The organism is Marinobacterium profundum (assembly GCF_001528745.1).
GTDB lineage: Bacteria > Pseudomonadota > Gammaproteobacteria > Pseudomonadales > Balneatricaceae > Marinobacterium_A > Marinobacterium_A profundum.
On the sequence record NZ_BCNS01000192.1, the window covers coordinates 1 to 12,765 of the forward strand.

Here is a 12,765-nt window from a genome sequence, read left to right on the forward strand (position 1 = left end):
GACGATGAACGCCAGGGTTCTCATCAAATTTCTTCGGGCTCTGATCGAGTCGACGCCCGGCAAAGTGTTTCTGATTCTGGATAACCTGCGAGTCCATCATGCCAAGATCGTGAAGCGCTGGCTCGCAAAGAAGCCCGTGAAGCGCTACCTGGAAGTGTTCTTTTTGCCAGCGTACTCACCTGAACTGAACCCGGATGAATACTTGAACTGCGACCTGAAAAACATGGTGCACAGTGGTCCGGCGGTCCGCTCGATTGAAGACCTGAAGAAACGCACTCGATCATGCATGCTCACATTGCAACGTCGGCCAGAACGGGTAAAAACATATTTCCGGGCAGGACACATTCTGTATGCAGCATGATCGATGTATTTATCCGCCGGGTTAATAATCCAGCGTTTTTACTGGCCTGGGGTCATGTCCGGCAGCGCGATCGTCTGCGGCACTATTGCACCGCGATACTGAATCACGGTCCCGGCCAGCCGATGGGCCAGCCGGGCGCTGTCCAGGGCAGCAAGGCCGCTGAGGCGGGCCGCCAGGTAGCCGGCATTGAAGGAATCGCCGGCACCTGTCGTATCAATGGGCCTGATCCCCGCCTCGGCAGGAATATGCAGGCGCTCGCCGCCACAGGCCACAATGCAGCCCTCGGCCCCCTGCTTCACCACCACCTCCACCGCCCCCCGCTGCTGCCAGTGTTCAATCACCTGTTCGGGCTGATCGTAACCGTGCAGCAGTGTTTCGTCGTCCAGAGTTGTCAGCACAGTCGCACCGCAGCCGACCAGAGCCCGCATCGCCTCGGATGCCTGCGCTGGCGACGCCCAGAGGGCAGGCCTGAAATTCGGGTCGAACGCCAGCAGTCCCGTGCGTTTGTGCAGGCAGGCCACCAGACGTGCGCGGGCGGATTCCGGCAGTATTGCCAGACTGATACCGGACAGGTAAACCGCATCGAACCCCGCCAGACGTTGCAGCATCTCATCCGCCTCGGGGCCATCCAGTAACGCCCGGGCGGCTGAACTGTCACGCCAATAGTGGAAGACCCGTTCACCCTCACCGTCATTCTCGATCATGTAGAGACCGGGTCGGCGCCCACTCAGCCGGCGCACCCATGAGGTATCAAGACCGGCGTCGGCTAAATGCTGGCACATGGCAGTGCTCAGGCGATCATCGCCCAGCGCTGTGACATAACCGACCCGCGCCCTGCCGGCCAGCAGGCGCTGCAAGTAATAGGCCGTGTTATAGGAATCTCCGGCGAAGCTCTGGCAATACTGGGCTTCGCCCTGGGGCGCCAGTTCGACCATGCATTCGCCGATACTGGCGATTCGAAGAGGATGGGGGCCATATAACACTGTCTCGTCTGTTAGGCTGCGGCCCATTATTCGCGCTCAGCCTGACCACGTAAGGTCAGATGGCGCGGGTTGCGCAGCACGGGTTGCCAATATCCAAGCTGCCGTAATGAATATCCGCAAAGCTCGGCCGGGCAACCATAGCCACAAAAACAAAACGTAGTTTCAATTTATAAAAAACGATATGCCGAGTTTATACTGGCGTGTCAAGATCGCTACGCGGCAACCAAAAACTGCACGCTGGCAGTGCTGAGTAGAAAACGCATGCCAAGGAAAACACAGCAGGGAGCAGTGCCAACAGGCTTAAGCCTGCCTGGAGGCACTGTTTTCGAGGAGGGGTTATTATCTTTTTTGTAGCAGATAAAGAGGCAACTGTCGTGCTCAAGGAGCGCACACAAAGTTACGACCGTTACTGTTGTTCCCAGTCCATCGCCAGGCAACGATCAGACGCCGTATGACGGGTCGCCCACGTCCAGCAAATCCAGCCAGCGAGTGCGATATTCAGCCAGTCCAGTCAGATTACCAGGATGCTCAACAGCGCCAGGCACTGCGGTCTCCGGCCAGTCAAAGCCCGCTATCAACTGGGCGGCGCCCTGGGTCGTGCCGGTGCTGTCATCACTGGCCCGTACTGTCTGATCTGGGCGCAACAACTGCAGTACACTCAGGTAGACCGCATTGCGGGCAAAGCTGCCCTCGACAAAAATATCACCGGCGCTTTGCAAGCGGTCCAGGCAGTAATCCGTCATCAGGGCGCAATAGAGCGCGGCCAGTGCCGTGCGTTGCCGGGCGCTGAGACTGTCTTGGGGGCCGACCACTCCACCCTGGCGGTGCCGGAACGGGCCACCCTGGCTGGAAAAAGACGGCAGCGCAAAGACCCCCTGCTCCAGCACCCGTTGCAGATCTGCCAGATCACAGTCGTCGGCATCGCGCAGCAGCTCCCATTCCCGCCCGCCCATAAAGCGGATACAGGGCACCGGATCACCGAAAGCACTGACATTGGCGAGCATGTCGTCCTGCTCACTAATACCGGCCAGGGGCGCACCAATGCCCGCCATAAGGGTCCAGGTGCCAGTGGATATCACCGTAAAGGGCAGGTCGAGCTGGCGCAGATAGGGCACCAGGGATGCGTTACTGTCGTGGATGCCATTAATCACCTGACAATCCGCCGGCAAACCGAGTTCGCGGGAAAGCTCTGTCAAAACCGGGCCCAGCACCGCACCGGCCTTTTGCAGCGCGGGAAACAACGCCTGCCAGCCCATGCGCTCAACCAGCGATGAGTAGCACTGCTGTTGCGGCTGCCACAAATCGGTATGGCACCCCAGGGATGTCAGCTCACCGGCTGCAACACCACTCAGGCGCCAGCCCCAGTACTGCGGGTACATAAGAATGCAGTCGACGCGGGCAAAATCATCGGGCCTCGCGTGTGCCAGCCAGAATAGCTGTCGGCCCAGATTGAGCCCGCCCCCCAGCGCAGGGCTCAGTGTCTGTGCGTAGTCCGGGCGCACCGCGTTATAATCGCTATTCGCTTGTTCACACAGATCCGATTCGTAATCCAGTACCGGCAGCGCCGCTGTGTCGCCGGCCAGGCAAACCGCCGTGGCGCCGTGGGTGGTAAAGCTCAGAAAGCGAATCGCGTAGCGCTTCGCCAGGGTGGCAACGCCCTGGCAATACCAGTGCCAGATACCCTCGATATCCGCCTGCGGATAGGACTCGGCCAGGATCACCTCATTGCTGCGCTTGAGCGACTGGAGCAGAGCTCCGCTCGCGGCATCCAGGGCGCAGAGTTTGACATTGGTTTTACCAATATCCAGTACCAGAATAATCGACTGCATCTTCACTCCAGGCAGAACATAGGCTGTAGCGGGATCGACAGAGGCTCATGACTGCCCGGTAGGGCTTCCATTAGCGGACTCATGCTGTGCCACCAGCGCTGCATTACCGCTTCCTGCTTCAGCGCAGCAGCATCAAAGTTGTCTGGCACAGAGCAATGCGCGAACAGCTGCAGCGTCTGCGGCTGAAGATAGATATGGTAATCGCGGATGCCATAGCTTTTTAACAGTGCCGTCAGTTCGGGCCAGATTTCATCGTGGCGCTGGCGATACTGCGCCTCGCAGCCGGGCTTGAGTTGCATAACAAAGGCCTGTCTCATGGGGCGGACTTCCTGCCTTTGAATTTTATCAGCAGCACTGGCGTGGCTATCACGCCAATCAGCATGGCGCCGATAATGATGGACATCACTATGCCCGGCACATTCAGTAGACCCAGACCGAAGGTCACCAGCCCCATCAGGAAGACCGCGATCACCACCCCCAGAATAGTGCCCGCGCCCCCCATAATACTGACGCCGCCCAGCACCACCATGGTGATAATGCTCAGCTCCCAGCCCAGCGCTATTGTGGGTCTGGTACTGCCCAGGCGGGAAGTCAGCAGCACCGAGGCCAGGCCTGATATCAGTCCGACCAGTACAAACAGAATCAGCCGGTGACGCGCCACATTTATGCCCGAATAGAACGCCGCAGTGGGATTGTTGCCAATGGCATAGGTGCGCCGGCCAAAATTGGTACGGTGCAGCAGGCCATAGAACAGCAGCGCCAGCACGCCAAATAACACGAACTCGAAGCTGAACACCCAGTACACGTAGCCCTGACCCAGGTAGGCAAAGCTCTCTGGATAGTTTTTGAGCACGGTATCACCCAGCAAAATGTAAGTAATGCCACGAAACAGGCTCATGGTACCGATGGTGACAACGATGGACGGAATCTCAAAACGCGTCACCAGCAGGCCGTTGACCAGCCCGCACAGCAGGCCTGTGACCAACCCCGCCAGCACGATCAGTTCGGTACCGGCGCCCGCCTGGGCCGTAAATCCCATGGCGGCCGAGGCCAGGGCGATAATCGAGGCTACCGAGAGGTCGATTTCGCGGCAGATAATCAGCATCGCCAGCGGCAGCGCCACCACTGCCTTCTCGACAAAGTTAAAAGTCGCATCCGACAAGTTCCAGGGATCCAGAAAGTACGGCGATGCCAGACTGTTAAGGCCGAAAACCACCGCTGTCATCAGCAGCAGAAAGAATTCCCAGGACAGTAGTCGACGCGACAATCCAATCGCGGGCAAGCCTGAGGTAGCCATAGGTTTATGCATTATTTTTTCCATGGGGCACACCTGTCATTGTCAGATTAGCCGGCGTGCAGCGCCGCTTTTTTCAGGATGATACGTCCGACCTTGCGCTCGGCGCGGGAGTTGGCAATAACGGCGATAACGATTACCGCACCCGAGATGGCCATTTGCCAGAACGGCGACACGCCCAGCACCGGCAGCGCATTATTGATGACTCCCAGGAACAGGGCCCCAAGTACGCATCCCTGCACCGTGCCTATACCGCCCATGATACTGACACCGCCGATCACGCAGGCGGCGATCACCTGCAGCTCAAAGCCCGCCGCAACATCGACATAGGCCACGGCATAGCGCGACACCCAAAGGTAACCACACAGGCCCGCCAGCAGCCCGGATATGCTGAAGGCAACAAACTGCAGCCGCCCCACCTGAATACCGGTATAAAAGGCCGCCGTGGGATTATTGCCCGCCGCATAGATTTCCCGCCCTAACCTGCGCTGGCGGGTAAAATGCACCATGATCACGATCACCAGCACCGAAACCCAGGCCAGCACCGGCAGACCCAGCACAGTGCTGCGGGGGATACTGACAAAACTGGCGCTCATTTCATGGGCATTGACCCAGGCACCATCACTGAGCAGAAACACCAGACCACGATAGATGCTCATGGTCCCCAGCGTCACCACTATGGCCGGGATACCCAGCTTCCACACCAGGGCACCGTTCACCACACCCAGCAGCAGCCCGAGCAGCGCACCGACACCCATCAGCAATGGCACCGGCAGTGCGGGATAGGCACTGTTGAGCATCGCCACCACCATGCCTGTCAGGGCCAGATTGGCCGCCACCGACAGATCGATACAGCGGGTCAGGATCACCAGCATCTGGCCCAGCGCCAGGATAATCAGAATGGAAGTGTCGTTGTAAACCGCCAGCAGATTGGATGGCAGCAGAAAGTCCGGTGTAATCACGCCCACCAGCAGGATCATGACCAGAATCAGTACGGCCAGCAGGATCTCTCGATTTTGCAGCATTGTTTTCATCTGTATTCTCCTCAGCCGCCGCTCGCCGCGCTTACGATGCGTTCGGCACTGAATTCATGGCGCGCCACTTCGCTCACCGCCTGACCTTCGTGCATGATGATAATCCGGTCCGCCATGCCCATAACCTCGGGCAACTCGCTCGACACCATGATCACCGCCAGCCCTTCCTGTACCAGCTCGGACATAAAGGCGTGCACCGCCGCCTTGGAGCCGATATCGATCCCTTTGGTCGGCTCATCCAGAATGATCACCCGGGGCTGGGTTGCCAGCCACTTGCCGATCACCACCTTTTGCTGATTGCCGCCAGACAAATTGCCAACTTTCTCGCGCCAGTTCGGCGCTTTCACCTGCAGGCGGCTGGCGTAGGTATCGGCCAGAGCGTACTCAGCTTCCTCGTTTAGCCAGCCTGAGCGGTTGATCTGGCTCAGCTGCGGCAAACTGATGTTCTGGAAGATAGACATTTCCTGCACCGTACCCTGGGCCTGGCGCTCTTCGGGCACATAGACAATACCGGCCTTGATGGCATCCGCCGGTGAACGGATATCCACCCTCTCCTGGCCAATTTCAACCGTGCCCTGCACACCCCTGGAAACCCCAAAAAGCGCCTGCATCAGCTCGGTACGCCCGGCGCCCACCAGGCCATAGAAACCCAGAATCTCGCCCTGCCTGAGTTCGAAGCTGATATCGTCAAACTCGGTTGGGTGACTCAGCTGTTTTACCTGCAACACTGTGTCACCGATCTTGGCGCTGGCCTTGGGATACACCTGCTCCACGGTGCGGCCCACCATCAGGGTCACCAGGCCTGCTTCATCGGTCTCGTCAATGCGGCCATCACCCACGTAGCAGCCGTCACGAAAGACGGTATAGCGATCGGCGATGGCAAAAATTTCATCAAACTTGTGGCTGATAAACATGATGGCGCAACCGGCCTCTTTCAGCCTGCGCACTATGGCGTAAAGCTCTTCGATTTCGTGGTGAGACAGGGCCGCGGTGGGCTCGTCCAGAATTACCACCTGGGCATCAAAGGACAGCGCCCGGGCAATGGCCACCATATGTCGCTGGCCAATACTGAGATACTTGAGGCGGGTTTGAGGGTCTATAGGGGCTTCAATATCCTGCAGTATTTGGCGCGCACGTGCATCCATACCGGCCCAGTCGAGCTGTTTGAAGCGCCCTTTGGTGAGGTAATGACCGGCGAAGATATTCTCGGTGACGCTGAGTTCGTCAAACAGCACCGTTTCCTGATGAATGGCGGTAATGCCAAGCTGGCGCGCCGCTTCCGGCGTATCCAGGGATACGGCTTCACCACGAAAGCGCAGTTCGCCGGCTTCGGGCTGGTAGATGCCGGTCATGGTCTTGACCAGGGTGGACTTGCCGGCACCGTTTTCGCCGATAAGCGCCGTTACCTGGCCGGGATAGAGGTCCAGCTGCACCTGATCGAGCGCCTTGACACCCGGAAAGGACTTGCTGACACCCCGCAAGGAAAACATGGGGTTGGAATCAGACATGGTGATTTCTTCTTATAGGTAACACGGGGCAAAAAACGCGCGGGGTGCAGCAGAACCCGGGGGGACCTGCTGCACGCCAGGACTTAAAAAATATCCGCGAACGCGTGCACGTTGGAGGCATTGTAAATGAAGGGTTCGGCCATGGCGGTGCTGCCGTCTGCTTCCAGACTGGCGGTACCGATTCGACCCATGCCAACGCTGGAGTCGGTCGCGGAGCCTTTGACCAGATTGTAGGAAATCATGGTGGCGGCATAACCCAGATCGATGGGGTTCCAGATGGCGAAACTTTTCACTACACCGGAATCCACATGCCCGGCCAGTTCAGAGGGCAGCCCCAGCCCAGTCACGAAGACCTCGCCGGCCCGACCCTGATCATGCACGGCCTGCGCAGCGGCCACGATACCCACCGAGGTCGGTGCCACTATGGCTTTCAGATTGGGGTAGGATTTGAGCAAACCCACAGTTTCGCGGTAACTCTTGTCGGCCAGGTCATCGCCATAGACAGTGGTGACCAACGTCAGATTAGGGTACTGCGGCAGCACCTTCTTCATTTCATCGATCCAGATATTCTGATTGGTGGAAGTCGGCGTGGCGCTGAGGATGGCGATATCGCCCTGCGCGGCGCCCGAGGCCAGCACAGCTTCAGCCGCCAGCTTGACGTTCATTTCACCGATGAGTGCATTGCTGGAAGGATTTAGATGCACCTGACGACCATCAGGCGCGACCCCCGAATCCCAGGACACTACCTTGATACCCCGCTGCTGTGCCTTTTTCAGAATAGGCACCAGCGCATCGGTATCATTAGCGGATACAGCAATGGCATCCACCTTCTGTGCGATCAGTGAATTGATCACCTCGATCTGGCCTTCCGCGGTGGTGGAGGTGGGGCCTGTATAGATGACTTCCACATCGCCCAGTTCCTTGGCAGCCTCCTGAGCCCCCTCGTTGGCGGCCTCGAAAAAGCCGATACCCAGCGCCTTGACCACCAGGCCAATGCGCACCGATTCAGCCTGTACCAGGCCACTGCTTGCCATTGCTGCTGCCACCAGGGCGCTCGCCACTAATTTTTTAAAAGGCATGTTCAGGTCTCCGTCTCGCTTGTTGTTGTTATCACGACAGTCGCCCGTGGGGCGATTTTTATCCGCTGGCTGCATCGGCCCGAGCTATAACGAGCCGGCAACCGGTATCCTCAATCAGCTTCTGTGTTTTGGCATCCACTCCTGCATCCGTAATAACGATATCCAGCTGTGTCAGCGGGCATACAATCAGACTGCTGCGCTGAGCAAACTTGCTGCTGTCTACCAGCAGAACGCGCTGTTCGGCCTGGCGCAGCAGACGTGTAGTGCCCTGCACTATCTGCGGATCTGTTTCCATTACCCCCAGGGAACCCACGCCCTGGGCGCCGAAAAACATCTTGGCCGCATAAAAACTGGCCGAGCCATCCTCCGGAAATGGACTCAGAATCAGATTCTGTTCCCGGTACACCTTGCCACCCGGCAAGGTCACACTGCACTTGCTGTGCTTGAGCAGGTAGTCAGCGATGACAAACGAATTGGTCATCACATGCAGCTGCCTGTTCTTGAGGTACTCAGCCATCATGTACGCGGTGGAGCCACCGCCAATAATGATCGACTCACCCTCTTCACAAAGTGCTGCGGCCTCCATGGCCACCAGACGCTTGGCCTTGGCGTTGATCGTCTGGCTGATGGCGAAGGGCCTTCCCGCCAGACTGGTGGTGGTGGGCGGATGCAGAGACTCAGCTCCGCCGCGCACCTTTTTCAACTTACCGGCCTTGTGCAAAAAGCTCACATCCCGTCGGATGGTCGCTTCCGAAGCTCCGAGCAGCTCCACCAGGTGACTGACCGTTGCCACCGGCTTCTCGGCGACCTCGGCCAGGATGATCCTATGTCGCTCACGTTCGTGCATAATCAGTCCTTGTCGATCAATATGGAGTATCAAAAAGGCTATTGCAAGCATTTTATGATTGATTATGACCACTATTGACTACAAATGAGTAGTGATATAAATTCAAAACCGTCAACACCAATCAAATAACTTCAATAACGCAAAACCCGTCATAATTGTGACAAGTTTTGCTTGCTTCAGCTAATAATTAATAGAAAAGAGGTTGTCCGCCATGCCTGCACTAGAAAGCCCCCTTCGCCAGATCCCCAATCACTGGGATGATCAGAAAGCCGCCAGCCTGACGGAACCCGAGCTGCTACAATACCGCTCCAATCTGCTGGGGTCCGACATGCGCGTGACCAATTACGGCGGGGGCAATACCTCGGCCAAGGTAGAATGCACCGACCCCCTCAGCGGTCAAGCCACCGAAGTCCTCTGGGTAAAAGGCTCGGGCGGCGATATCGGCAGCATGGATCTGGCGGGCTTTGCGACCCTTTATATGGACAAGTTGCAGGCTCTGAAGAATCTTTACCAGGGCGAGCAGCACGAAGATGACATGGTGGCCTACCTGGCGCACTGCACCTTCAACCTCAACAGCCGTGCTGCCAGCATCGACACTCCGCTGCATGCTTATGTACCTTACAAGCACGTCGATCACCTGCACCCCGATGCCGTGATTGCCATAGCTGCCAGCAAAAACAGCCGAGAACTGACCGAAACCATTTATGGCGCCGATATAGGCTGGCTCGGCTGGCGTCGGCCCGGCTTTCAGCTGGGGCTGGAACTGGAAAAAATCGCCCGCGAAAACCCGCATCTCAAGGGTGTGGTACTGGAAGCCCACGGCCTCTTTACCTGGGCCGACAGCGCCAAGGAATGCTATGAAGTATCACTGGAGATGATCAACCGCGCCCAGTCCTGGCTGGATGACCGCCTGCAGGGTCGTGCCTCCTTCGGCGGTGCCAGCCACCAGTCTCTGAGCGATACTGAGCGCCAGCGTATCGCCAGCCAACTAATGCCAATCATTCGCGGCAAAAGCAGCGAAAAGCAGCGTCAGATCGGCCACTTTAACGACTGTGCCGAGGTACTGGAGTTCGTCAACAGCGCCCAGCTTGAACCCCTGGCAGAGCTGGGTACTTCGTGCCCGGATCACTTTCTGCGCACCAAAATCAAACCGCTGGTACTGGCCTATGACCCGGCACAGGGCAACCTGGACGCCGTTATCGAAGATCTGGATAACCAGCTCGCTGATTACCGTGCCGACTATGCCGCCTATTATGAGCGCTGCAAGCACGACAACAGTCCTGCGCTGCGCGACGCCAACCCGGTGGTCTACCTGATTCCCGGTGTCGGCATGCTCACCTTCGCCAAAGACAAGGCCACTGCACGCATCGCCGGCGAGTTTTACGTCAATGCCATCAATGTGATGCGCGGCGCATCCGGCGTGAGCCAGTACATGGGCCTGCCGGAACAGGACGCCTTCGATATCGAGTACTGGCTGCTTGAAGAAGCCAAGCTGCAACGCATGCCCAAGCCCAAAGCACTGGCCGGGCGCGTTGCCCTGATCACCGGCGGCGCCGGTGGCATAGGCCGTGCCACGGCGCAGCGCATGCTGAATGAAGGCGCCTGCGTGATGCTGACCGATATTGATCAAAACAGCCTGAACGAAACCCTGGAAGACTTTCAGCTGCAGTACGGCGCCGACCAGGTTGACGCCGTGCGCATGGATGTCACGGACGAGCAGCAGGTACAACAGGCCTTCAGCAGTAGCTGCCTGCGCTTTGGCGGCGTTGATATCCTGGTGTCCAACGCCGGTATCGCCTCGTCGTCGCCGCTGGATGAAACCACCCTGGAAAACTGGAACTTCAACCAGAATATTCTTTCTACCGGCTACTTCCTGGTCTCCCGCGAAGCCTTTGCACTGATGAAGCGCCAGAAAATGGGTGGCTCGATTGTATTTGTCGCCAGCAAGAATGGTCTGGTAGCCTCGGCCAACGCTGCGGCCTACTGCACCGCCAAGGCGGCTGAAATTCAGCTGGCACGCTGCGTTGCACTCGAAGGCGCGCCCCACGGCATCCGCGCCAATGTGGTCAACCCGGATGCGGTACTGCGCGGCTCCAAGATCTGGACTGGCAAATGGAAGGAAGAACGTGCCAGCGCCTACCAGATGAACACCGATGAGCTCGAAGAACACTACCGCCAGCGCAGCCTGCTCAAGCTCAACGTCTTCCCGGAAGATATTGCCGAAGGCGTGTACTTCTTCGTGGCCGACCTGTCATCCAAGTCCACCGGCAACGTGCTCAATGTTGATGCCGGCCACGCACCCTCCTTTACCCGATAAGCCATAGGGCCCACGGGGCCCGAACCGCCCGAGGTTTACACCATGACAACAAAAACAATGACTACAAAATGCATGATCGACGCCCAGCTTATTGCCGAGCAGAATGCCCGCCAGCAAAGCGCTCTGGACAGCGATTACGCAGCACTGGGTGAACGACTGGCCCGTGTCGGTGGCGATATCGAGGCCCTGACCGAACAGGCGCGCCAGTTTGCTGTTGCCCTGCCTTCCTGGGGCCTTGGCACCGGCGGCACCCGCTTTGCGCGCTTTCCCGGCAGCGGTGAGCCGCGCAATATTTTTGAAAAAATAGACGACTGCGCCGTGGTGCACCAGCTCGGCCAGGCCACACCTGCCGTATCGCTGCATATTCCCTGGGATACCCCCTCGGATCCGTCTGAGCTGCTGCAGATTGCCAACGATCGCGGCCTGCATTTTGATGCCATGAACTCCAACACCTTCCAGGACCAGAAAGCCCAGCAAGAATCCTACAAGTACGGCAGTCTGAGCCACAGTTCCCAAGCGGTGAGGGATCAGGCGGTAGAACACAATATCGAAGTCATCGAACTGGGCCGCAAGCTCGGCTCCAACGCCCTCACCGTCTGGGTGGGCGATGGCTCCAACTTCCCGGGGCAGCAGAATTTCAACCGGGCCTTCGCGCGCTACCTCGACAGCACCAGTGCCATTTACAACGCGCTGCCGGATGACTGGAGCATGCAGCTGGAACACAAGATGTTTGAGCCGGCGTTCTATTCCACCGTGATTCAGGACTGGGGCAGCAGCTACCTGGCCGCCACCCAAATCGGTGAACGCTGCAAGTGCCTGGTGGATCTCGGCCATCACGCGCCCAACGTCAATATCGAAATGATCGTGTCCCGCCTGGCCCAGTTCGGCAAGCTCGGCGGCTTCCATTTCAACGACAGCAAGTACGGCGATGACGACCTGGACAGCGGCTCGATCAATCCCTACCAGCTGTTCCTGGTATTCAATGAACTGGTGGATATCAAGCAGCAGAACCCTGACTTTGCCCCCTTCTATATGCTGGATCAGTCACATAACGTCACAGATCCGATCGAAAGCCTGATTTACAGCGCAGCTGAAGTGCAACGGGCCTACATCAAGGCGCTGCTGATTGATCGCAGCACCCTGGAAGGCTACCAGGACGGTAACGATGCCCTTATGGCCCAGGGTACTTTGAAGGCGGCGTACAACCTGGATGTCGAGCCCATTTTGCAGATGGCACGCCTGCGCGATAACGGCGCCATAGATCCGATCAGTGCCTACCGCGCCAGTGGCTATCGGGCGCAGTGCGGCAAGGATCGCCCGGCGAGCAAGAACAGCAGCGGCTCCGGTATCGTCTGATTAGCTGAGCAGCTGGGCTGGCACTGCCGGCCCAGGCCCCGCGGTGAAACACCCAAAATCGGCTCATCTGAGCCGATTTTTCATTTCCCCTAACAACACCTCTCGGCACCGACCTTTTCGGCACCAGCCCCTAGGCGGCTGTCCGAGAATGCTGGCC

At 58.1% G+C, this 12,765-nt stretch carries 11 protein-coding genes; 3 read left to right on the forward strand and 8 right to left on the reverse strand.

Going from position 1 to position 12,765, the window contains the following annotated elements; translation table 11 throughout:
* The coding region (locus MPRO_RS21670) for a transposase (protein ID WP_173645537.1) at positions 1–361 on the forward strand (361 nt) is incomplete at its 5' end.
* A gap of 38 nt (positions 362–399) precedes the next feature.
* Here MPRO_RS21670 and MPRO_RS21675 read toward each other — a convergent pair.
* The 8 genes from MPRO_RS21675 to MPRO_RS21710 all read right to left on the reverse strand — a co-directional run bounded on the left by MPRO_RS21675 (position 400) and on the right by MPRO_RS21710 (position 8,935).
* Positions 400–1,371: a sugar kinase gene (locus MPRO_RS21675; RefSeq protein ID WP_067298251.1), complete on the reverse strand. Its 972-nt coding sequence runs from the start codon at positions 1,369–1,371 to the stop codon at positions 400–402.
* 413 nt (positions 1,372–1,784) lie between these two features.
* Positions 1,785–3,173 carry an FGGY-family carbohydrate kinase gene (locus MPRO_RS21680; RefSeq protein WP_067298253.1) on the reverse strand — a complete coding sequence of 463 codons (1,389 nt, stop codon included), beginning with the start codon at positions 3,171–3,173 and terminating at the stop codon, positions 1,785–1,787.
* Positions 3,174–3,175: 2 nt separating this feature from the next.
* Positions 3,176–3,490, reverse strand: a complete 315-nt coding sequence (locus MPRO_RS21685; RefSeq protein WP_067298254.1) for an L-rhamnose mutarotase — start codon at positions 3,488–3,490, stop codon at positions 3,176–3,178.
* Positions 3,487–4,482 carry an ABC transporter permease gene (locus MPRO_RS21690; protein WP_245635178.1) on the reverse strand — a complete coding sequence of 332 codons (996 nt, stop codon included), beginning with the start codon at positions 4,480–4,482 and terminating at the stop codon, positions 3,487–3,489. The genes MPRO_RS21685 and MPRO_RS21690 overlap by 4 nt, the downstream gene beginning before the upstream one ends.
* Before the next feature lie 35 nt (positions 4,483–4,517).
* Positions 4,518–5,501 carry an ABC transporter permease gene (locus MPRO_RS21695; RefSeq protein ID WP_067298258.1) on the reverse strand — a complete coding sequence of 328 codons (984 nt, stop codon included), beginning with the start codon at positions 5,499–5,501 and terminating at the stop codon, positions 4,518–4,520.
* A gap of 11 nt (positions 5,502–5,512) precedes the next feature.
* Positions 5,513–7,009: a sugar ABC transporter ATP-binding protein gene (locus MPRO_RS21700; RefSeq protein ID WP_067298259.1), complete on the reverse strand. Its 1,497-nt coding sequence runs from the start codon at positions 7,007–7,009 to the stop codon at positions 5,513–5,515.
* Positions 7,010–7,092: 83 nt separating this feature from the next.
* Positions 7,093–8,088: a rhamnose ABC transporter substrate-binding protein gene (gene rhaS / locus MPRO_RS21705; RefSeq protein ID WP_067298266.1), complete on the reverse strand. Its 996-nt coding sequence runs from the start codon at positions 8,086–8,088 to the stop codon at positions 7,093–7,095.
* A gap of 58 nt (positions 8,089–8,146) precedes the next feature.
* Positions 8,147–8,935 carry a DeoR/GlpR family DNA-binding transcription regulator gene (locus MPRO_RS21710; protein WP_067298260.1) on the reverse strand — a complete coding sequence of 263 codons (789 nt, stop codon included), beginning with the start codon at positions 8,933–8,935 and terminating at the stop codon, positions 8,147–8,149.
* A 211-nt stretch (positions 8,936–9,146) separates the two neighbouring features.
* Here MPRO_RS21710 and MPRO_RS21715 point away from each other — a divergent pair, with 211 nt between their 5' ends.
* Positions 9,147–11,252, forward strand: a complete 2,106-nt coding sequence (locus tag MPRO_RS21715) for a bifunctional rhamnulose-1-phosphate aldolase/short-chain dehydrogenase (RefSeq protein WP_067298263.1) — start codon at positions 9,147–9,149, stop codon at positions 11,250–11,252.
* Between the two features lie 42 nt (positions 11,253–11,294).
* The gene (gene rhaI / locus MPRO_RS21720) at positions 11,295–12,608 is read left to right on the forward strand and encodes an L-rhamnose catabolism isomerase (protein ID WP_245635179.1); all 1,314 of its coding nucleotides are present in this window, start codon (positions 11,295–11,297) and stop codon (positions 12,606–12,608) included.
* The last annotated feature ends 157 nt before the right edge of the window (positions 12,609–12,765 follow it).

Bases quoted from the DNA above. Each gene is read 5' to 3' on its own strand.
- rhaI (WP_245635179.1), top strand. From the start codon at position 11,295: ATGACAACAAAAACAATGACTACAAAATGCATGATCGACGCCCAGCTT.
- MPRO_RS21695 (WP_067298258.1), bottom strand. From the start codon at position 5,501: ATGAAAACAATGCTGCAAAATCGAGAGATCCTGCTGGCCGTACTGATT.
- rhaS (WP_067298266.1), bottom strand. From the start codon at position 8,088: ATGCCTTTTAAAAAATTAGTGGCGAGCGCCCTGGTGGCAGCAGCAATG.
- MPRO_RS21700 (WP_067298259.1), bottom strand. From the start codon at position 7,009: ATGTCTGATTCCAACCCCATGTTTTCCTTGCGGGGTGTCAGCAAGTCC.
- MPRO_RS21675 (WP_067298251.1), bottom strand. From the start codon at position 1,371: ATGGGCCGCAGCCTAACAGACGAGACAGTGTTATATGGCCCCCATCCT.
- MPRO_RS21690 (WP_245635178.1), bottom strand. From the start codon at position 4,482: ATGCATAAACCTATGGCTACCTCAGGCTTGCCCGCGATTGGATTGTCG.
- MPRO_RS21710 (WP_067298260.1), bottom strand. From the start codon at position 8,935: ATGCACGAACGTGAGCGACATAGGATCATCCTGGCCGAGGTCGCCGAG.
- MPRO_RS21715 (WP_067298263.1), top strand. From the start codon at position 9,147: ATGCCTGCACTAGAAAGCCCCCTTCGCCAGATCCCCAATCACTGGGAT.
- MPRO_RS21685 (WP_067298254.1), bottom strand. From the start codon at position 3,490: ATGAGACAGGCCTTTGTTATGCAACTCAAGCCCGGCTGCGAGGCGCAG.
- MPRO_RS21680 (WP_067298253.1), bottom strand. From the start codon at position 3,173: ATGCAGTCGATTATTCTGGTACTGGATATTGGTAAAACCAATGTCAAA.